This is a genomic window from Enterobacter cloacae complex sp. P40C2, assembly GCF_014930695.1.
Taxonomy (GTDB): Bacteria; Pseudomonadota; Gammaproteobacteria; order Enterobacterales; family Enterobacteriaceae; genus Enterobacter; species Enterobacter pasteurii.
This window is the reverse complement of record NZ_JADBRP010000012.1, coordinates 99,038-119,541: the sequence shown is the minus strand read 5'-3', so window position 1 is coordinate 119,541 and position 20,504 is coordinate 99,038. Positions and strand designations below refer to the sequence as shown.

General features: G+C 54.6%; 16 protein-coding genes and 2 tRNA genes. 1 reads left to right on the top strand and 17 read right to left on the bottom strand.

Features of this window, described 5'->3' with window-relative positions:
- Positions 1-155: 155 nt before the first annotated feature.
- The 12 genes from mtr to IM304_RS18900 form a co-directional block, all read right to left on the bottom strand.
- Positions 156-1,400 (bottom strand): tryptophan permease, encoded by a 1,245-nt coding sequence (gene mtr, locus IM304_RS18955; protein ID WP_193355885.1) that lies wholly within the window; start codon positions 1,398-1,400, stop codon positions 156-158.
- A 141-nt stretch (positions 1,401-1,541) separates the two neighbouring features.
- A complete protein-coding gene (locus IM304_RS18950) occupies positions 1,542-3,437 on the bottom strand; it encodes a DEAD/DEAH family ATP-dependent RNA helicase (protein WP_176609390.1) in 1,896 nt (631 codons plus the stop codon).
- On the bottom strand, positions 3,430-3,510 hold the full coding sequence (gene yrbN / locus IM304_RS18945; protein ID WP_097397692.1) for a protein YrbN: 81 nt from the start codon (positions 3,508-3,510) through the stop codon (positions 3,430-3,432). The genes IM304_RS18950 and yrbN overlap by 8 nt, the downstream gene beginning before the upstream one ends.
- Before the next feature lie 107 nt (positions 3,511-3,617).
- Positions 3,618-4,502, bottom strand: a complete 885-nt coding sequence (gene nlpI, locus IM304_RS18940) for a lipoprotein NlpI (protein ID WP_063451051.1) — start codon at positions 4,500-4,502, stop codon at positions 3,618-3,620.
- 110 nt (positions 4,503-4,612) lie between these two features.
- Positions 4,613-6,751 (bottom strand): polyribonucleotide nucleotidyltransferase, encoded by a 2,139-nt coding sequence (gene pnp / locus IM304_RS18935; RefSeq protein ID WP_193355884.1) that lies wholly within the window; start codon positions 6,749-6,751, stop codon positions 4,613-4,615.
- 242 nt (positions 6,752-6,993) lie between these two features.
- Positions 6,994-7,263, bottom strand: a complete 270-nt coding sequence (rpsO, locus tag IM304_RS18930; RefSeq protein WP_003861789.1) for a 30S ribosomal protein S15 — start codon at positions 7,261-7,263, stop codon at positions 6,994-6,996.
- A gap of 154 nt (positions 7,264-7,417) precedes the next feature.
- Complete coding sequence (gene truB, locus IM304_RS18925) at positions 7,418-8,368, bottom strand: tRNA pseudouridine(55) synthase TruB (RefSeq protein WP_193355883.1); 951 nt, start codon at positions 8,366-8,368, stop codon at positions 7,418-7,420.
- Entirely contained in the window at positions 8,368-8,772 is a 405-nt protein-coding gene (rbfA, locus tag IM304_RS18920) for a 30S ribosome-binding factor RbfA (RefSeq protein ID WP_003861793.1), read from the bottom strand. The genes truB and rbfA overlap by 1 nt, the downstream gene beginning before the upstream one ends.
- Positions 8,773-8,877: 105 nt before the next feature.
- Positions 8,878-11,565 (bottom strand): translation initiation factor IF-2, encoded by a 2,688-nt coding sequence (gene infB, locus IM304_RS18915; RefSeq protein ID WP_022649517.1) that lies wholly within the window; start codon positions 11,563-11,565, stop codon positions 8,878-8,880.
- A gap of 24 nt (positions 11,566-11,589) precedes the next feature.
- Entirely contained in the window at positions 11,590-13,092 is a 1,503-nt protein-coding gene (gene nusA, locus IM304_RS18910; RefSeq protein ID WP_014885374.1) for a transcription termination factor NusA, read from the bottom strand.
- Positions 13,093-13,120: 28 nt separating this feature from the next.
- Positions 13,121-13,573 carry a ribosome maturation factor RimP gene (rimP, locus tag IM304_RS18905; protein WP_014833432.1) on the bottom strand — a complete coding sequence of 151 codons (453 nt, stop codon included), beginning with the start codon at positions 13,571-13,573 and terminating at the stop codon, positions 13,121-13,123.
- 207 nt (positions 13,574-13,780) lie between these two features.
- A tRNA-Met gene (locus IM304_RS18900) sits at positions 13,781-13,857 on the bottom strand.
- Positions 13,858-14,143: 286 nt separating this feature from the next.
- On the opposite strand from IM304_RS18900, the gene argG reads away from it, so the two are divergent.
- Positions 14,144-15,490, top strand: a complete 1,347-nt coding sequence (argG, locus tag IM304_RS18895) for an argininosuccinate synthase (RefSeq protein ID WP_193355882.1) — start codon at positions 14,144-14,146, stop codon at positions 15,488-15,490.
- A 152-nt stretch (positions 15,491-15,642) separates the two neighbouring features.
- Here the strand turns inward: argG and IM304_RS18890 are convergent.
- From IM304_RS18890 to ftsH, 5 genes are all read right to left on the bottom strand, one after another.
- A tRNA-Leu gene (locus IM304_RS18890) sits at positions 15,643-15,729 on the bottom strand.
- A gap of 9 nt (positions 15,730-15,738) precedes the next feature.
- On the bottom strand, positions 15,739-16,071 hold the full coding sequence (gene secG, locus IM304_RS18885; RefSeq protein ID WP_003861803.1) for a preprotein translocase subunit SecG: 333 nt from the start codon (positions 16,069-16,071) through the stop codon (positions 15,739-15,741).
- 222 nt (positions 16,072-16,293) lie between these two features.
- Positions 16,294-17,631, bottom strand: a complete 1,338-nt coding sequence (gene glmM, locus IM304_RS18880; RefSeq protein WP_148418327.1) for a phosphoglucosamine mutase — start codon at positions 17,629-17,631, stop codon at positions 16,294-16,296.
- Entirely contained in the window at positions 17,624-18,472 is an 849-nt protein-coding gene (folP, locus tag IM304_RS18875) for a dihydropteroate synthase (protein ID WP_193355881.1), read from the bottom strand. The genes glmM and folP overlap by 8 nt, the downstream gene beginning before the upstream one ends.
- 97 nt (positions 18,473-18,569) lie before the next feature.
- Entirely contained in the window at positions 18,570-20,504 is a 1,935-nt protein-coding gene (gene ftsH, locus IM304_RS18870; RefSeq protein WP_003861810.1) for an ATP-dependent zinc metalloprotease FtsH, read from the bottom strand.

The window sequence follows — 20,504 nt, the reverse complement described above, 5'->3', positions numbered from 1 at the left end:
CATAAAGTGAACGGAATTACCTCTACAGCCATATGTTCCCCCTCACCCCAGCCCTCTCCCTCAAGGGAGAGGGGGGCCTCCGTGCAGGCATTGTTTTGTGGGGAACCCTCAGCCCTTCGGGAGAGGGGCGGGGTGAGGGGATCAGGCAGCACGGTTTAATGGTAAACAGGCAACAGGTTAAAACTCGACAGCACGTGTACCAGGGCATTGCCAACGCCAAACACCAGAATCAGCGCAATCATCGGCTTGCCGCCCCAGACGCGGAACGTCGGGCTGCCGAAGCGTTTACGTGATTTACGTGCCAGCAGCGCCGGCACAATCGCCGCCCAGATGGTTGCCGCCAGTCCCGCATAGCCGATGGCATACAGGAAGCCGTTCGGCCACAGCAGGCCGCCCACAACCGGCGGCAGGAAGGTCAGTAGCGCGGTTTTGAAGCGGCCCGCCGCTGAGTCATCGAAGCCAAACAGGTCCGCCAGATAGTCAAACAGGCCCAGCGTCACGCCGAGGAAAGAGCTCGCCACGGCAAAGTTGGAGAAGATGACCAGCAGCAGATCCAGGCTGCGGCTGTTCAGCACGCCGCTCAGCGCCTGAACCAGCACGTCGATATTACCACCCTTCTGCGCAATGCCGATAAATTCCGGACGCGGGATATTGCCCATCGTCCCGAGCAGCCAAATCACGTACAGCCCCAGCGCCAGCAGCGTGCCGTAAACCAGGCATTTCACAATGGTGCGCGGATCTTTGCCGTAGTACTTCATCAGGCTCGGCACGTTACCGTGGTAGCCGAACGACGCCAGGCAGAACGGCAGGGTCATCATCAGGTACGGCGTGTAGGAGGTGTTCACTTCCGCGACGTTAAACAGGGTGGCGGGCGTGACGTGCCCGAGCAGGCTGCCGAAGGTCAGGAAGAAGGTAATGACCTTTGCGCCCAGCACGATTGCCGTCATGCGGCTCACCGCTTTGGTACTCATCCAGACGATAAACGCCACGCCCAGCGCAAAGCACAATCCTGCCAGACGCGCGGGCACGTTCAGCGACATCTCCGCGAAGGTATGATGCAGAATCGAGCCGCTCGCCGAAATGTACGCATAGGTCAGGATGTACAGCACAAACGCAATGGAGAGACCGTTCACCAGGTTCCAGCCTTTGCCCAGCAGATCCCTGGTGATGGTGTCGAAGCTGGAGCCAATGCGGTAGTTGAGGTTGGCTTCAAGGATCATCAGCCCGGAATGCAGCATACAGAACCAGGTGAAGACCAGCGCCGCCAGCGACCAGAAGAACCACGCACCGGACATAACCACAGGCAGGGAGAACATCCCGGCACCAATAATGGTTCCGCCGATGATCACCACGCCGCCAAGCAGCGAAGGTGACGTTTGGGTGGTGGTTAGTGTCGCCATACAGCCTTATCTCCAGTCAAAAATGTGGTTTGCATTTTAATGCGATGCACTGTACCAGTACAAGAGTACAAAAGGAATAAAAAAAGCCCCGATAGCGACTATCGGGGCTGTATATTTTACTTTACGTCAGAAGCGAAAGGCTTACGCGTCACCGAAACGACGACGGCTGGCGCCTTCTTCACGGCGTGGGCCACGGTTTTCACGACGCTCGCCGGAGAAACGACGAGGTTCGCCAGTGCGACCTTCGCTGCGACCGCCTTCACGACGTTCGCCACCGAAACCGCGACCGCCGCCACGACGTTCGCCGCCGCGGTCAGGACGTGGCTGTGCATCGCCCAGCAGCTGCATGTTCATCGGCTTGTTCAGGATGCGGGTGCGGGTGAAGTGTTGCAGTACTTCGCCCGGCATACCTTTCGGCAGCTCGATGGTAGAGTGCGAGCCAAACAGCTTGATGTTACCGATGTAACGGCTGCTGATGTCGCCTTCGTTAGCGATCGCGCCAACGATGTGACGAACTTCAACACCATCATCACGGCCCACTTCAATGCGATACAGCTCCATTTCGCCAGCGTCACGACGCTCGCGACGTGGACGGTCTTCACCACCACGCTCTGGACGGTCACCGCGTGGACCACGATCGTTACGGTCGCCACGACGTTCGAAACGATCGTCACGGTCACGGAACTCACGCTTAGGACGCATCGGTGCATCTGGTGGCACGATCAGGCTACGTTCGCCCTGCGCCATTTTCAGCAGTGCTGCGGCCAGGGTTTCCATATCCAGCTCTTCGCCTTCAGCGGTTGGCTGAATTTGTGACAGCAGCGCACGGTACTGATCCAGATCGCTGCTTTCCAGCTGCTGCTGTACTTTCGCGGCGAATTTTTCCAGACGGCGTTTGCCCAGCAGTTCTGCGTTTGGCAGCTCAGCTTCTGGAATAGTCAGCTTCATGGTGCGTTCGATGTTACGCAGCAGACGACGCTCGCGGTTCTCAACGAACAGCAGCGCGCGGCCCGCACGACCTGCACGACCGGTACGGCCGATACGGTGAACGTAAGACTCGGAGTCCATCGGGATGTCGTAGTTTACTACCAGGCTGATACGCTCAACGTCCAGACCACGTGCTGCCACGTCGGTTGCAATCAGGATATCCAGACGACCGTCTTTCAGACGCTCAAGCGTCTGCTCGCGCAGCGCCTGGTTCATGTCGCCGTTCAGCGCTGCGCTGTTGTAGCCGCTACGCTCCAGCGCTTCAGCCACTTCCAGGGTCGCGTTTTTGGTACGTACGAAGATAATCGCCGCATCAAAATCTTCCGCTTCCAGGAAACGCACCAGCGCTTCGTTTTTACGCATGCCGTATACAGACCAGTAGCTCTGGCTGATGTCCGGGCGAGTGGTCACGCTGGACTGAATACGCACTTCCTGCGGCTCTTTCATGAAGCGGCGGGTAATGCGACGGATCGCTTCTGGCATGGTTGCAGAGAACAGAGCGGTCTGATGCCCTTCCGGGATCTGCGCCATGATGGTTTCAACGTCTTCGATGAAGCCCATACGCAGCATTTCATCTGCTTCATCCAGTACCAGGCCGCTCAGCTTAGAGAGGTCCAGGGTACCGCGCTTCAGGTGATCCAGCAGACGGCCCGGCGTACCGACAACAATCTGTGGGCCCTGGCGCAGGGCGCGTAACTGCACGTCATAACGCTGGCCGCCGTACAGGGCTACCACGTTTACGCCGCGCATATGTTTAGAGAATTCCGTCATTGCTTCAGCAACCTGAACAGCCAGTTCACGGGTTGGAGCCAGGACGAGGATCTGCGGTGCACGCAGGTCCGGATCGATGTTGTTCAGCAGCGGCAGCGAGAATGCTGCAGTTTTACCGCTACCGGTCTGGGCCATGCCCAGCACGTCACGACCAGAAAGCAGGTGTGGGATACACTCAGCCTGGATCGGAGATGGTTTTTCGTAACCCAGATCGTTAAGGGCTTCAAGGATAGGAGCCTTCAGGCCCAGATCTGCAAAAGTGGTTTCGAATTCAGCCATGTAGTACAAGTGCCTCGATATTAATGGCGGCCAGTCTACTTAGCTCATCGTGAAAATGATTAGCAATTTTCATTGAAAAGTGTGAACCGGCTCAAATTAGGTGTATTGACGAACAACAACGCCCTCACCAGTGAAGGTGATGGCAATCAAAAGATTACGGGCTGATGTTTATGTCGTCAGCTATTGCTGGTCCGATTCTGCCAGGTCGTCTTGCTCCTGGCCCAAGAGCGATAATTCCAACAATGCATAACGGTGCTCAACGAAGTTATGTACGTTGTTAGCAACCGCTAATTTGAACAGTGCCGTAGCGCTGTCCATATCCCCCAGACTTAGGTAGTACTTACCTAAATAGAAGTTGGTTTCACTGAGATGCTCAGCGAGCGAGGTGTTATCCGTTGCGTCCGCCTTGAGGCGTTCCATCAGCGTTGCTTCGCTAATGTTGCCCAGGTAGAACTCGACAATGTTCCATCCCCACTGTTCCTTATCCGATTTTTCGAAGCGCTGTTGTAGTGCTTCTTTGGCCTGCTTCTCATCGAGCTTCTGCTCAACGATGTAAAGCCACAGGCTGCGGAAAGGATCATTAGGATCGTCTTGATAAAACGCCAGCAGATCATCTTGCGCTAACTTATCACGACCGCCGTAATACAATGCGATTCCGCGATTCAAGTGCGCGTAGTTGTAAGTTGGATCAAGCTCAAGTACAGAATCAAACGCTTCATAGGCAGCATCAAAATTGCCTGCCTGCGTTAAGTAAATGCCTAAGTAATTGAATACTTCAGGCATATCAGGTCGGATTGCCAGCGCTTGTGAAAAATCATTTCGCGCTAATGCCCTCAGACCGAGACTATCATACAACACTCCGCGCTCATATAAAAGCTGTGCGCGTTCGTCATCGGTTAAAGCCCGACTGGCAAGAATTTGTTCCATGCGTGCCAGAATCACTTCCTGCTGCAAAGTCGGTTGCAGTGGCACTGCGAGGACTTCGCTCTTACGCCAGGCAGAGTTGCTGCATCCTGCCAGCGTTAAAGCTGTCGCAACGAAACACCAGCGCAAAAAAGGCTTCATTTCCCACTCCCGAAGACAACTATTGGATGAACGTCCTGTCCCCCGGCGGCTTAACAAGGCGTCCTGCCTGATAATAAGCCCTCCGCTATCGCGGAGGGCAAACGGCAACCTTACTCGCCTTGCTGTTCAGCAGCCGGAGCTTCCGGTGCCGCAGCAGGCTGAGACTGCTCGGTTGCTTCTTTGATGCTCAGACGGATACGGCCCTGGCGATCGACTTCCAGAACTTTCACCGGTACTTCCTGACCCATCTGCAGGTAATCGGTCACTTTCTCAACGCGCTTGTCAGCGATCTGAGAGATGTGTACCAGACCTTCTTTACCGCCACCGATGGCAACGAACGCGCCAAAGTCAACGATACGGGTTACTTTACCCGCATAGATACGGCCCACTTCGATTTCTGCGGTGATCTCTTCGATGCGACGGATAGCGAATTTCGCCTTCTCGCCGTCGGTTGCTGCGATCTTCACAGTACCGTCATCTTCGATTTCAATGGTGGTGCCAGTTTCTTCGGTCAGCGCACGGATTACGGAACCGCCCTTACCGATAACATCCTTGATCTTGTCTGGATTGATCTTGATGGTGTGGATACGTGGTGCGAACTGAGAAATGTCGCCACGCGGCGCGTTAATCGCCTGTTCCATCACGCCCAGGATGTGCAGACGCGCACCTTTAGCCTGGTTCAGAGCAACCTGCATGATCTCTTTGGTGATACCTTCAATTTTGATATCCATCTGCAGGGCAGAGATACCGTCGCGGGAACCCGCCACTTTGAAGTCCATATCACCCAGGTGGTCTTCATCGCCCAGAATGTCAGACAGCACAACGTAGTTGTCGCCTTCTTTCACCAGCCCCATTGCGATACCCGCAACGGCGGCTTTGATTGGCACGCCTGCATCCATCAGCGCCAGAGAGGCACCACACACGGAAGCCATGGAAGAAGAACCGTTGGATTCGGTGATTTCAGACACAACACGTACGGTGTACGGGAATTTGTCTGCTTCTGGCATAACTGCCAGCACGCCGCGCTTCGCCAGACGACCGTGACCAATTTCACGACGCTTCGGTGAGCCAACCATACCGGTTTCGCCCACAGAGTACGGAGGGAAGTTGTAGTGGAACAGGAAGCTGTCAGTGCGCTCGCCCATCAGTTCGTCGATGATCTGTGCGTCACGTGCAGTACCCAGGGTCGCGGTAACCAGCGCCTGCGTTTCACCACGGGTGAACAGCGCAGAGCCGTGGGTACGTGGCAGAACGCCAGTACGCACGTCCAGGCCACGAATCATGTCTTTTTCACGGCCATCGATACGCGGCTCGCCTGCCAGCACGCGGCTACGAACAACGTTTTTCTCGATAGCGTGCAGGATTTCGCTCAGCTCGTTAGCGTCCAGCGCTTCATCTTCAGCAACCAGCGTCGCGATGGTTTCAGATTTAATCGCGTCAACCTGAGCGTAACGCTCCTGTTTGTCAGTGATGCGGTAAGCATCGCTCAGACGAGATTCTGCCAGTGCAGCAACGCGTGCGTTCAGCGCGTCGTTTACCGCTTCTGGCTGCCAGTCCCAGCGTGATTTACCGGCTTCTTTCACCAGGTCGTTGATGTTCTGGATAACAACCTGCTGCTGGTCGTGGCCAAATACCACAGCGCCCAGCATCTGGTCTTCGCTCAGCAGTTCCGCTTCAGATTCAACCATCAGAACCGCGGCTTCAGTACCGGCAACAACCAGGTCCAGCTTACTCTCTTTCAGCTCTTCCTGAGTTGGGTTCAGCACGTACTGGTCGTTGATGTAACCGACGCGGGCAGCACCGATTGGGCCATTGAATGGAATCCCAGACAGTGACAGGGCTGCGGATGCACCGATCATTGCTACGATGTCCGGGTTAACCTGTGGGTTAACGGAAACAACGGTCGCGATAACCTGCACTTCGTTTACGAAGCCTTCCGGGAACAGCGGACGAACCGGGCGGTCAATCAGACGCGCGATCAGGGTTTCGCCTTCGCTTGGACGGCCTTCACGACGGAAGAAGCCACCCGGGATTTTACCGGCAGCGTAGGTACGCTCCTGGTAGTTAACGGTCAGCGGGAAGAAGTCCTGACCTGGTTTAGCTTTTTTCTGGCCAACTACGGTAACGAATACAGCAGTGTCATCCATGCTTACCATAACGGCAGCAGTAGCCTGACGTGCCATCATGCCGGTTTCCAGCGTGACGGTATGCTGACCATACTGGAATTTACGAACGATCGGATTCAGCAAAATTCTGTCCTTTCTCAAATGATTGTCAGCACACCACAGGTGTGCTGACGATTTAACCCGACCTTCTTCGCATCCTCGCGACTAATGACAACCGACACCCCCATGGGTGAAGCCTCTCATTAGCCGCGCGAACCTCTGCAATGAAGATCATTTATAGCAACAATACAATAGTTTCCATTGAATTGCTGCCGTCTGGTTGAAAAAAGGGGCCATCAGGCCCCCTTTTCTGAAACTCGCAAGACTTAGCGACGCAGACCCAGACGCTCGATCAGCGCGGTGTAGCGTGCAACATCTTTACGCTTCAGGTAGTCGAGCAGTTTACGACGCTGAGAAACCATACGCAGCAGACCACGACGGCTGTGGTGATCTTTTTTGTGCTCTGCAAAGTGACCCTGCAGGTGGTTAATCTGTGCAGTCAGCAGTGCAACCTGAACTTCGGTAGAACCGCTGTCGTTAGTACCACGACCAAACTCAGAAACGATTTTAGCTTTAGCTTCAACGCTTAGAGACATTTTCAAACTCCAAAGTATAAAGAATGTAAGGATGCCGATCTCTAATTCAGCTATCCCATGTACGCCCCGCAGATTGTTAAACAATTTACCAGGCGTTAAGCGGCGATATTCTACTCGTCTCCCCTGCTTATCGCAAGGTGAGGCGTAATCACCGTCAAGCGTCGACCGGATATTCGACGACCAGACGACGCGGCGCCACGCGCCCTTCACCGTCCATTTCGCCCATACCGATAAACTTGCCTTCCTCACCTTCCGTCACGCGCACCAGGCCCTCAAGCGGTGCCCCCGCTGTGCGTACCGGGTTTCCGTTCTTAAAGTAAACGGACGATGTTAAAGGAAGATTAACAACAGGGAAGTCCGCCGCCGGGCTGTCCATTGGCATCAGCAGCGGATCCAGCAACTCTGCTGACGCGATTCCCTGCGCTTCTGCCTGTTCAACCAGCGCGCGCAGATGCTCAAGCGTCACCATGCGTTGGACCGGGTACGTGCTGACCGCCAGACGACGCAGATAGATCACGTGCGCGCCGCAGCCCAGCTTTTCGCCGAGGTCATCGATAATGGTACGAATGTAGGTCCCTTTCGAACAGTGGACCTCCAGCTCCAGCTCATCACCTTCATGGCGAATAAACAGTAGCTCATACACGGTAATCGGACGGGCTTCGCGCGGAACCTCAATACCCTGACGCGCATATTCGTAGAGCTTCTTGCCCTGGTACTTCAGTGCCGAATACATCGACGGCACCTGTAGCGTATCGCCACGGAAGCTTTCCAGCGCCGCATCAAGCTGCTCTGCGCTGAAGGTCATCGGACGCTCTTCCACCACCTGACCATCCGCATCGGAGGTATCCGTGCGCTGGCCAAGCCGGGCAATCACGCGGTAGCGCTTGTCTGAATCCAGCAGATACTGGGAAAACTTTGTCGCTTCACCCAGGCAAATCGGGAGCATGCCGGTAGCCAGCGGATCCAGCGCGCCGGTGTGGCCCGCGCGGTTGGCGTTATAAATACGCTTTACTTTTTGCAGCACGTCGTTGCTGGATGCACCCTGCGGTTTATCCAGCAGCAGCACGCCATGCACGTCACGACCGCGACGACGAGGACGACTCATCAGTCCTCCTTGCTGTCGTCCGCCGGGTTAACACGACGCTCATCGTCATGTTTCACCACGCTGGTCACCAGGTTGGACATGCGCATACCTTCGACCAGCGAGTTGTCGTAGAAGAAGGTCAGCTCCGGCACGATACGCAGGCGCATCGCTTTGCCAAGCAGAGAGCGGATGAAACCAGAGGCTTCCTGCAGCGCTTTAATACCGTTCTTAACCGCGTCTTCATCCTGGTCGTTCAGGAACGTCACGAACACCTTGGCGTACGCCAGGTCGCGGGACATTTCCACGCCAGACACGGTGGTCATCATACCCACGCGTGGATCTTTGATTTCACGTTGCAGAATGAGTGCGATCTCTTTCTGCATCTCCTGCGCGACGCGCTGAGGGCGACCAAATTCTTTCGCCATAATAAATTCTCCAGACAAAAAAGGGGCTAAAGCCCCTTTTAAAATTATTGCCGGGTGGCGCGAGGCGATCCCGGCTTACGTCAGTCAATCTTCCGTCGAAGAAGATTAAGCGATGGTACGCTGAATTTCGATGATCTCGAACACTTCGATCATATCGCCAACGCGAACGTCGTTGTAGTTCTTCACGCCGATACCACATTCCATGCCGTTACGGACTTCGTTAACGTCATCTTTGAAGCGGCGCAGGGATTCCAGCTCGCCTTCATAGATAACCACGTTGTCACGCAGTACGCGGATTGGGTTGTGACGCTTGATGGTCCCTTCGGTAACCATACAGCCCGCGATCGCACCGAATTTCGGTGATTTGAACACGTCACGTACTTCAGCCAGACCGATGATCTGCTGTTTCAGCTCAGGAGACAGCATGCCGCTCATCGCCGCTTTCACTTCGTCGATCAGGTTATAGATGACGGAGTAGTAACGCAGATCCAGGCTTTCAGCATCGATAACTTTACGCGCAGAAGCGTCAGCACGAACGTTGAAGCCAACCAGGATAGCGTTGGACGCTGCTGCCAGCGTGGCGTCGGTTTCGGTGATACCACCTACGCCAGAACCGATGATCTTCACTTTCACTTCGTCGGTAGACAGTTTCAGCAAGGAGTCGGAGATCGCTTCCACAGAACCCTGAACGTCCGCCTTCAGAACGATGTTTACTTCGTGAACTTCGCCTTCGGTCATGTTGGCGAACATGTTCTCGAGTTTAGATTTCTGCTGACGAGCCAGCTTAACTTCACGGAATTTACCCTGACGATACAGAGCCACTTCACGCGCTTTCTTCTCGTCACGAACGACGGTCACTTCGTCACCCGCAGCCGGCACGCCGGACAGACCAAGGATTTCCACTGGAATGGACGGACCGGCTTCCAGCACTTCCTGACCCAGTTCGTTACGCATCGCACGAACGCGACCGTATTCGAAACCACACAGAACGATGTCGCCCTTGTGCAGAGTACCTTCGCGAACCAGAACGGTTGCAACCGGACCACGACCTTTATCCAGGAAGGATTCGATCACCGCGCCGCTAGCCATACCTTTACGAACCGCTTTCAGCTCCAGAACTTCAGCCTGAAGCAGGATAGCGTTCAGCAGGTCGTCGATACCGGTACCCGCTTTTGCAGATACAGGGATGAACTGCGCTTCACCGCCCCACTCTTCCGGCATAACGCCGTACTGGGACAGTTCATTCTTCACGCGATCCATATCGGCTTCTGGCTTATCGATTTTGTTGACCGCAACAACCAGAGGCACCTGCGCCGCTTTCGCGTGCTGGATAGCTTCAATGGTCTGTGGCATCACGCCATCGTCAGCTGCAACAACCAGTACAACGATATCCGTTGCCTGAGCACCACGAGCACGCATTGAGGTAAACGCTGCGTGGCCCGGGGTATCCAGGAAGGTGATCATGCCGTTTTCAGTTTCTACGTGGTAAGCACCGATGTGCTGGGTAATACCACCCGCTTCGCCGGAGGCAACCTTAGTAGAACGAATGTAGTCAAGCAGAGAGGTTTTACCGTGGTCAACGTGACCCATGATGGTTACAACCGGTGCACGCGGTTCAGCCGCAGCGCCTGTGTCACGGTCGCTCATTACTGCTTCTTCCAGCTCGTTTTCACGACGCAGGATAACTTTGTGGCCCATCTCCTCGGCAACCAGCTGCGCGGTTTCCTGGTCGATGACCTGGTTGATGGTGGCCATTGCGCCCAGCTTCATCATCGCTTTGATGACCTGAGAGCCTTTCACCGCCATCTTGTTAGCCAGTTCGCCAACGGTGATGGTTTCGCCGATCACAACGTCACGGTTGACGGCCTGAGCTGGCTTCTGGAAGCCCTGCTGCAGAGCGGAACCTTTACGCTTACCGCCTTTACCACCGCGAACCGCTGCGCGTGCTTCTTCACGGTCAGCTTTAGATTCAGCGTGCTTATTACCTTTTTTCGCAGGACGCGCCGCTTTTGTACTGCGAGTACGTCCACGACCACCTTCAACTTCACGGTCGTTATCGTCTTCTGCCTGGCGCGCATGCTGAGAAGTGGTGACGTGATAATCGCTGTTGTCTTCAGTTGGTTCAGCGGTATTCACACCGTTTTTCTCGTTTTCTTCTGCCATGCGACGCGCTTCTTCGGCGACGCGGCGAGCTTCTTCTTCAAGCTTGCGGCGGGCTTCTTCTTCCGCTTTACGCTTCAGCTCGGCAGCTTCATTTTCACGGCGGGCTTTTTCAGCCTGGGCAGTTTTGGTCATTTCGTCGGTCTGTTGATTGCTCACTTTGTCTTTTTCCGCAGCGTCACGCTTCGCTTTTTCACCGGCGTCGCGTTTCGCTTTTTCTGCGGCCTCACGTTCAGCTTTTAATTCTGCTTCACGTTTGGCAGTGGCTTCTGCCTCACGCTGAGCTTGTTCTTCCGCTTCACGCTGTGCCTGCTCTTCCGCAGCAAGGCGTTCTGCCTCTTGCGGATCACGTTTTACAAAGGTGCGCGTCTTGCGGACTTCAATTTGTACCGATTTGCTTTTGCCACCGGTACCAGGGATGTTCAACGTGCTACGCGTTTTGCGCTGCAGCGTTAACTTGTCAGGCGTAGAGCCGTGTTCACGGTTCAGGTGCGCTAACAAGGTTTGTTTTTCTTGCGCGGTCACCGAGTCATCAGCGGCCTTCGGGATCCCTGCATCAGCAAATTGCTGTACCAGGCGGTCCACGGAGGTCTGAATCTCAGCAGCCAGCGATTTTACAGTTACATCAGTCATGCTGTTCCTTCCTGCTACAGTTTATTACGCTTCGTCGCCGAACCAGCAAATATTACGTGCGGCCATGATGAGTTCGCCGGCTTTCTCGTCGGTTAAACCTTCGATATCGGCCAGGTCATCAACGCCTTGCTCAGCGAGATCTTCCAGCGTACAAACACCACGGGCAGCCAGCTTGAACGCAATCGCACGATCAAGACCTTCCAGATTCAGCAGGTCATCAGCCGGCTTCTTATCGCCAAGGCTTTCTTCCTGAGCCAGTGCCAGGGTGGTCAGTGCGTTTTTAGCGCGTTCACGCAGGGCTTCAACGGTTGGTTCATCCAGACCGTCAATTTCCAGCAGCTCTTTCATTGGCACGTAGGCCAGTTCTTCCAGCGTAGAGAAACCTTCTTCAACCAGCACAGTGGCGAAGTCTTCGTCAATGTCCAGGTATTTGGTGAAGGTATCGATCGCCGCGTGGGCTTCAGCCTGATGCTTGGCCTGCAGGTCATCAACGGTCATCACGTTGAGTTCCCAGCCGCTCAGCTGTGACGCCAGACGTACGTTCTGGCCGTTACGGCCAATCGCCTGCGCCAGGTTGCCCGCTTCTACAGCGATATCCATGGTGTGTTTGTCTTCGTCAACCACGATAGACGCCACATCAGCCGGTGCCATTGCGTTGATCACGAACTGTGCCGGGTTGTCGTCCCACAGAACGATATCAATGCGCTCGCCGCCCAGTTCGGTAGAAACCGCCTGAACACGTGCACCACGCATACCGACGCAAGCACCGACCGGATCGATACGCTTATCGTTGGTTTTCACCGCAATTTTCGCACGGGAACCCGGATCGCGGGCCGCCGCTTTGATTTCGATAACTTCTTCGCCGATTTCCGGCACTTCAATACGGAACAGTTCAACCAGCATTTCTGGTTTAGAACGGGTCACGAACAGCTGTGCGCCACGCGCTTCAGGGCGTACGGCATACAGCACACCACGGATACGGTCGCCTGGGCGGAAGTTTTCACGCGGCAGCATGTCTTCGCGCAGGATCACGGCTTCTGCGTTCCCCGGCATCCCTTCGGATTTGATCTCCAGAGAGATGTTGTCGCGGTTCACTTTCTTCACCACGCCGGTGATGATTTCGCCTTCCTGATCGCGGAACTGATCGACAACCAGCGCGCGCTCGGCTTCGCGAACTTTCTGCACGATAACCTGCTTCGCGGTCTGGGTGGTGATACGGTCGAAGGTGACAGATTCAATCTGATCTTCAACGTAGTCACCCACGTTCAGACTTTCGTCTTCAAAACGTGCCGCTTCCAGGGTGATCTCTTTGGTCGGCTGGGTCACTTCTTCAACGATTACCCAACGACGGAATGTATCGAAGTCACCGCTTTTACGATCGATTTCTACGCGAACATCGATCTCTTGTTCGTATTTTTTCTTGGTTGCTGTAGCCAGTGCACTTTCCAGCGCTTCGAAAATCTTCTCACGCGGCAGTGATTTCTCGTTGGAGACGGCTTCAACAACAGCCAAAATTTCTTTGTTCATCGCGGGCTTTTCACCTCAATCCAGACTGTTAAAAGTGGGGAACCAGGTTCGCCTTCTGGATATTACTCAGCGCGAACACTTCATCTTTGCCTTCGACTGTAACCGTGATCATTTCACCATCAACGGCTTTGATAATTCCCTGCCATTTACGGCGGTTCTGTACGGCCATACGCAGAACGAGAGCCACTTCTTCACCGGTAAAGCGCACATAGTGCTCGGCCGTGAACATCGGGCGATCGAGGCCAGGTGAGGAAACTTCCAGGTTGTACGCAACGGTAATTGGGTCTTCAACGTCAAGAACCGCACTCACCTGGTGGCTAACATCAGCGCAATCATCAACATTGATGCCATCTTCACTATCAATATAGATGCGCAGCGTCGATGTGCGGCCGCGAACGAATTCGATGCCGACCAGTTCGTAGCCCAGTGCTTCGACCGGTGCAGTAATCATCTCTGTTAATTTTTGCTCTAATGTGGACAAGCCCACCCCCAAGACATAAAAAAAGGGCGTAAAGCCCAGTTATTCTGTAGTCAGATAACAAAAAACCCCGATAAATCGGGGCTTTAGATAACTGAACCCTATAGCCACAACTGTGGCCTGGAGCACTTTCCGAAAGAATTTTTTCAAATCCAGCTACGAAGGCTCTAAGTCTTCACAGTATATTTGAAAAAGAACTTTATGGGAAAGTGGTTGCGGGGGCCGGATTTGAACCGACGACCTTCGGGTTATGAGCCCGACGAGCTACCAGGCTGCTCCACCCCGCGCCTGAAACGTGGCAAATTCTACGCGTTTTGGACAGAATTTGCAAATAATGCTGGGATTTGGTACCGAAGACGGGACGTAAAATCGGCGTTCAGTATATTGATAGTTGACCCCACCTGTCAACCCAACATCTGCCAGGGCAATCAAAGGGAAATTTTGACAAAAAACGCACGCGTCTCTTTCGGTCATCGATAAAAGATGATTAAATGAATACTCACTTATTTTGCATAAACATGCATCGAGAGCGAAAGCGGTCTCTTATCAGTCAATCAAGCAGGGTTTTATTATATGACGACGATTCTCAAGCATCTCCCGGTAGGACAACGTATTGGCATCGCTTTTTCTGGCGGCCTGGATACCAGCGCTGCACTGCTGTGGATGCGCCAGAAGGGAGCGGTTCCTTATGCATATACAGCGAACCTGGGTCAGCCGGACGAGGAAGATTATGACGCGATCCCTCGTCGTGCCATGGAATATGGCGCAGAGAACGCACGTCTGATTGACTGCCGTAAGCAGTTGGTTGCAGAAGGTATCGCCGCTATCCAGTGCGGTGCATTCCATAACACGACCGGCGGCCTGACCTATTTCAACACCACCCCGCTGGGCCGGGCAGTCACCGGTACCATGCTGGTTGCCGCCATGAAAGAAGATGGCGTGAACATCTGGGGTGACGGTAGTACCTATAAAGGCAACGATATTGAACGCTTCTATCGTTATGGCCTGCTGACCAACGCCGAGCTGCAGATTTACAAGCCGTGGCTGGATACCGACTTCATCGACGAGCTGGGCGGCCGTCATGAAATGTCCGAGTTTATGATTGCCTGCGGTTTTGACTACAAGATGTCCGTTGAGAAAGCCTATTCAACCGACTCCAACATGCTGGGCGCAACGCACGAAGCGAAAGATCTGGAATTCCTGAACTCCAGCGTAAAAATTGTTAACCCGATCATGGGCGTGAAGTTCTGGGACGAGAGCGTGAAGATCCCGGCAGAAGAAGTGACCGTGCGTTTCGAACGCGGTCATCCGGTTGCCCTGAACGGCAAAACCTTCTCTGACGATGTTGAGCTGATGCTTGAAGCAAACCGCATCGGCGGTCGTCACGGTCTGGGTATGAGCGATCAAATTGAAAACCGTATCATCGAAGCGAAAAGCCGTGGCATTTACGAAGCTCCGGGGATGGCGCTGCTGCACATCGCTTATGAGCGTCTGCTGACCGGCATTCACAACGAAGACACCATTGAACAGTATCACTCTCACGGTCGTCAGCTGGGCAAACTGCTGTATCAGGGCCGCTGGTTCGATCCGCAGGCGCTGATGCTGCGTGATGCCCTGCAGCGCTGGGTGGCCAGCGCGATTACCGGCGAAGTGACGCTGGAACTGCGTCGCGGTAACGATTACTCCATCCTGAATACCGTGTCTGACAACCTGACCTATAAAGCAGAGCGTCTTACCATGGAGAAAGGTGATTCTGTATTCTCCCCGGACGATCGTATTGGTCAGCTGACCATGCGTAACCTGGACATCACCGATACCCGTGAGAAGCTGTTCAACTACGTTGAGAACGGACTGCTCTCTGCAAGCTCGGGTAACGGTCTGCCGCAGGTTGAGAACCTGGAACACAGCGATAAGAAGTAACGCTCACCAGAAATGCAGAAGGCGCCTGATGGCGCCTTTTTTATTGGGGCTTGCACAGGTCCGGTAAGCGCGGCGCCAGCAGGTGGACGAGTACAAGACACGATCTACAGACGAAAAAAAAGACGTCTTGCGACGTCTTTCTTCTGGAATATTGGTACCGAGGATGGGACTCGAACCCACAAGCCCGTTAGGGCACTACCACCTCAAGGTAGCGTGTCTACCAATTCCACCACCTCGGTACGGAATACTTACTGCGGGATATCGCTGGTCGGCTTAGCCGGTGCAGCTGGCTGAGTCTGCTCAGTTTTCGCTGGCGCGCTCAGGTTTTCCCACTCGCTTCCTTTACTGGTCTTGTTGCTATTGATATTGCCCAGCACCAGACTGATGATGAAGAACAGCGTAGCCAGAATCGCCGTTGTGCGGGTCATGAAGTTCGCAGAACCACTTGAACCGAACAGCGTACCGGAAGCGCCTGCTCCGAAGGAGGCTCCCATATCAGCGCCTTTACCTTGCTGCAGCATAATCAGCGCTACGAGAGCGATGGCTACAATAAGGAAAATAACTAAAAGAGCTTCGTACATAATCAACCTGTTCCTTGCGGATTTGCCGCATACCAATGCTTCGACCAATTAGCAGGATTTTGTTTCCCACTGAAGCGGGTGTGAATACTAACCAAAGCGAATCACCTTCGCAAGGGCATTTTCGACGCATTGTATCAACTGCGGAAAAAAACAGCAAAAAGCCATTTATTGCTTAAAACGAAGGCGGCAAACGCCGCCTTTTTAAACACTTACTCTGAAAAATTATGCAGCTTTAACGGCGTCCGCAATGCGGTGAGCAAATTCAGTCACCTGCGCTTCGTCTTCACCTTCCACCATCACGCGGATCAGCGGTTCAGTACCGGACTTACGCAGCAGAACACGACCACGGTTACCGAGGGCAGCCTCAACGTCTGCCATCACTGCTTTGACGTTATCATTTTCCAGCGGATCGCCTTTACCCGCGGTGAAACGCACGTTCACCAGGATCTGCGGGAACATTTTCATGCCGCTGCAAAGGTCGTGCAGGCTCATATGGTTACGCGCCATCGCGGCAACAACCTGAAGCGCCGCCACAATGCCGTCGCCGGTGGTGGTTTTGTCGAGCAGGATCACGTGACCGGAGTTTTCCGCGCCGATACGCCAGCCTTTTTCCTGGAGTTTTTCCAGCACGTAGCGGTCGCCCACTTTCGCGCGCACGAACGGGATCCCCAGCTGCTTCAGCGCCAGCTCCAGGCCCATGTTGCTCATCAGCGTGCCAACCGCACCGCCGCGCAGCTGACCCTGACGCAGGCCTTCACGGGCAATAATGTAGAGGATCTGATCGCCATCGACCTTGTTGCCTTCGTGGTCAACCATGATCACGCGGTCACCGTCGCCGTCCAGGGCAATACCCAGATCGGCTTTTTCGGCCAGCACGCGCGCCTGCAGGGCACGAACGTCGGTTGCCCCGACTTCTTCGTTAATGTTCAGGCCATCCGGCTCGCAGCCGATGGTAATCACTTTTGCGCCCAGCTCGCGGAAAACGTTCGGCGCAATGTGATAAGTCGCACCGTTTGCACAGTCCACGACAATTTTAAGGTCGGCCAGGCTCAGTTCGTTCGGGAAGGTGCCTTTGCAAAACTCGATGTAGCGGCCCGCAGCATCAACAATGCGATTGGCTTTACCCAGCTCAGCGGAGTCAACGCAGGTGATCTCTTTTTCCATTTCCGCTTCAATCGCCTCTTCCACATCATCCGGCAGCTTGGTGCCGTCGATGGAGAAGAATTTGATACCGTTGTCGTAGAACGGGTTATGAGAAGCCGAAATAACGATACCGGCCTCGGCACGGAAGGCGCGGGTCAGATACGCAACAGCAGGGGTAGGCATTGGCCCCGTAAAGGAAGCTGAAAGCCCCGCCGCTGCCAGCCCGGCTTCCAGCGCAGACTCCAGCATATAGCCTGAAATACGGGTATCTTTACCAATAATGATTTTACGGGAGCCATGACGCGCCAGTACTTTACCTGCTGCCCAGCCCAGTTTCAGGACAAAATCAGGTGTGATTGGCGCGTCGCCTACGCGCCCGCGGATGCCATCGGTGCCAAAATATTTACGATTACTCATAGCGTTTATTTCCCTTCGCTGCCAGTGTGGCTTCCACCACGCGCATGGCCTCTACTGTTTCTTTTACGTCATGGACACGAATTATATGCGCGCCCTGCATTGCGGCTATCACCGCGCAGGCCAGACTGCCGCTCAGGCGTTCGCCCGGCCCGACATTCAACAACTGCCCAATCATCGATTTTCTCGACATCCCTACCAGCAGCGGCAGGCCGAACTGATGAAACTCTGACAGGCGCGCAAGCAACGCGTAATTGTGAGAGAGATTTTTACCGAAACCGAAGCCCGGGTCGAGTAGCAATTTCTCTTTTGCGATACCCGCACGCTCACAGCGTGCGATGTGTTCAGTAAAGAAGCGGCTGACGTCGGCAAACACATCTTCATATTTTGGCGCTTCCTGCATCGTCTTAGGCTGTCCCTGCATATGCATCAGACACACCGGCAGCCCGGTTTCCGCAGCGGCTTCGAGAGCGCCAGGCTCGGTCAGCGAACGAATATCATTGATAATGTGAGCGCCCACTCTCGCAACTTCGCGGATCACCTCAGGCTTGGAGGTATCTACCGAGATCCACACTTCGAAGCGCTGAGCGATAGCTTCTACCACCGGCACCACGCGCGCCAGCTCCTCTTCCACCGAAACATCCGCCGCGCCAGGACGCGTTGATTCACCGCCAACGTCAATGATGGTGGCCCCCGCGTTGATCATCAAATTCGCGTGCTTAACCGCGTCGATGAGCGAGTTGTGCGTGCCGCCGTCAGAGAAGGAATCAGGCGTGACGTTCAGGATCCCCATCACATGGGGATGTGAAAGGTCGAGATGCGAGTCCTGGGCGAATAGTTTCATGACGAAATCCCTGGTATAGATATGGTTTAACAGATAAGAAAAACCCCGGAGCAAGCTCCAGGGTTTGAGGTACAGACAAACGCTTCAACAGTCGTGCTTACTTGTCGCCCAACTGCTCTGACATGGTGTTACCCGGGTTCGGCGTACGCGGTTCATCGACCGGACGCGGCGCACGCGGGGTGCCATTGTTGTCAGAATTGTTGGAAGCACCTGGGTCTTCCCAGCCTGCTGGCGGACGCACTTCGCGGCGAGCCATCAGGTCGTCAATCTGCGGTGCATCGATGGTCTCATATTTCATGAGCGCATCTTTCATCGAGTGCAGGATGTCCATATTGTCGTTCAGGATCTGACGAGCGCGAGCGTAGTTACGTTCAATCAGCGCTTTCACTTCCTGGTCGATGATACGAGCCGTCTCATCGGACATATGCTTCGCTTTCGCCACGGAACGGCCCAGGAATACTTCACCCTCTTCCTCTGCATACAGCAGCGGACCGAGTTTGTCGGAGAAGCCCCACTGCGTCACCATGTTACGCGCCAGGTTCGTCGCCACCTTAATGTCGTTCGACGCACCGGTGGAAACATGTTCCGCACCGTAGATAATCTCTTCTGCCAGACGACCGCCGTACAGGGTTGAAATCTGGCTTTCCAGCTTCTGACGGCTGGCGCTGATCGCGTCGCCTTCAGGCAGGAAGAAGGTCACACCCAGCGCACGACCACGTGGAATAATCGTTACCTTGTGTACCGGATCGTGTTCCGGCACCAGGCGACCGATAATGGCGTGGCCTGCTTCGTGGTATGCCGTGGACTCTTTCTGCGCTTCCGTCATCACCATGGAGCGACGTTCCGCACCCATCATGATTTTGTCTTTCGCTTTCTCGAATTCCACCATTGATACCACACGCTTGTTGCCGCGAGCGGCGAACAGTGCGGCTTCGTTGACCAGGTTAGCCAGATCGGCACCGGAGAAGCCCGGCGTACCACGCGCAATGATTGCCGCGTCGATGTCTGGCGCCAGCGGTACACGACGCATGTGCACTTTCAGAATCTGTTCACGACCACGAACGTCCGGCAGACCGACCACAACCTGACGGTCGAAACGGCCTGGACGCAGCAGCGCAGGGTCGAGTACGTCCGGACGGTTAGTTGCCGCGATAACGATAATACCTTCGTTACCTTCGAAGCCGTCCATCTCAACCAGCATCTGGTTCAGGGTCTGCTCACGTTCATCGTGACCACCGCCCAGGCCTGCGCCACGCTGGCGGCCCACGGCGTCGATTTCATCGATAAAGATGATGCACGGCGCTGCCTTCTTGGCCTGTTCGAACATGTCACGCACACGAGATGCACCGACACCGACAAACATTTCAACGAAGTCAGAACCTGAAATAGTAAAGAACGGCACCTTCGCTTCACCCGCGATGGCTTTCGCCAGCAGGGTTTTACCGGTACCCGGAGGGCCAACCATCAGCACGCCTTTCGGGATCTTACCGCCCAGCTTCTGGAAACGGCTCGGCTCGCGCAGGTATTCAACCAGCTCACCTACCTCTTCTTTTGCTTCGTCACAGCCTGCAACGTCAGCAAAGGTGGTCTTGATCTGATCTTCCGTCAGCATACGCGCCTTGCTCTTACCGAACGACATGGCACCTTTGCCACCGCCGCCCTGCATCTGGCGCATAAAGAAGATCCAGACGCCGATAAGAAGCAGCATCGGGAACCAGGAAATGAAGATAGAAGCCAACAGGCTTGGTTCTTCTGGCGGCTCGCCTACCACTTTGACGTTTTTGGTCAGAAGGTTATCAAGCAGCTTAGGATCGTTCACCGGGATGTAAGTCGTGTAACGGTTACTATCTTTCTTGGTAACGTTGATCTCACGTCCGTTGATACGCGCTTCGCGAACCTGGTCCTGATTGACCTCCTGCAGGAAGGTAGAATAATCCACCTTGCGGCCATTCGACTCGCTGGGCCCAAAGCTCTGGAATACTGACATCAGCACAACGGCAATGACCAGCCAGAGTATTAGGTTTTTCGCCAT

What these genes read in the sequence shown, in the direction of transcription:
- mtr (WP_193355885.1), bottom strand. Translation starts at nt 1,400, where the DNA reads ATGGCGACACTAACCACCACCCAAACGTCACCTTCGCTGCTTGGCGGC.
- nlpI (WP_063451051.1), bottom strand. Translation starts at nt 4,502, where the DNA reads ATGAAGCCTTTTTTGCGCTGGTGTTTCGTTGCGACAGCTTTAACGCTG.
- secG (WP_003861803.1), bottom strand. Translation starts at nt 16,071, where the DNA reads ATGTACGAAGCTCTTTTAGTTATTTTCCTTATTGTAGCCATCGCTCTC.
- yrbN (WP_097397692.1), bottom strand. Translation starts at nt 3,510, where the DNA reads ATGAAAATTGCTAATCATTTTCACGATGAGCTAAGTAGACTGGCCGCC.
- nusA (WP_014885374.1), bottom strand. Translation starts at nt 13,092, where the DNA reads ATGAACAAAGAAATTTTGGCTGTTGTTGAAGCCGTCTCCAACGAGAAA.
- glmM (WP_148418327.1), bottom strand. Translation starts at nt 17,631, where the DNA reads ATGAGTAATCGTAAATATTTTGGCACCGATGGCATCCGCGGGCGCGTA.
- rpsO (WP_003861789.1), bottom strand. Translation starts at nt 7,263, where the DNA reads ATGTCTCTAAGCGTTGAAGCTAAAGCTAAAATCGTTTCTGAGTTTGGT.
- rbfA (WP_003861793.1), bottom strand. Translation starts at nt 8,772, where the DNA reads ATGGCGAAAGAATTTGGTCGCCCTCAGCGCGTCGCGCAGGAGATGCAG.
- folP (WP_193355881.1), bottom strand. Translation starts at nt 18,472, where the DNA reads ATGAAACTATTCGCCCAGGACTCGCATCTCGACCTTTCACATCCCCAT.
- IM304_RS18950 (WP_176609390.1), bottom strand. Translation starts at nt 3,437, where the DNA reads ATGGCTGAATTCGAAACCACTTTTGCAGATCTGGGCCTGAAGGCTCCT.
- ftsH (WP_003861810.1), bottom strand. Translation starts at nt 20,504, where the DNA reads ATGGCGAAAAACCTAATACTCTGGCTGGTCATTGCCGTTGTGCTGATG.
- truB (WP_193355883.1), bottom strand. Translation starts at nt 8,368, where the DNA reads ATGAGTCGTCCTCGTCGTCGCGGTCGTGACGTGCATGGCGTGCTGCTG.
- infB (WP_022649517.1), bottom strand. Translation starts at nt 11,565, where the DNA reads ATGACTGATGTAACTGTAAAATCGCTGGCTGCTGAGATTCAGACCTCC.
- argG (WP_193355882.1), top strand. Translation starts at nt 14,144, where the DNA reads ATGACGACGATTCTCAAGCATCTCCCGGTAGGACAACGTATTGGCATC.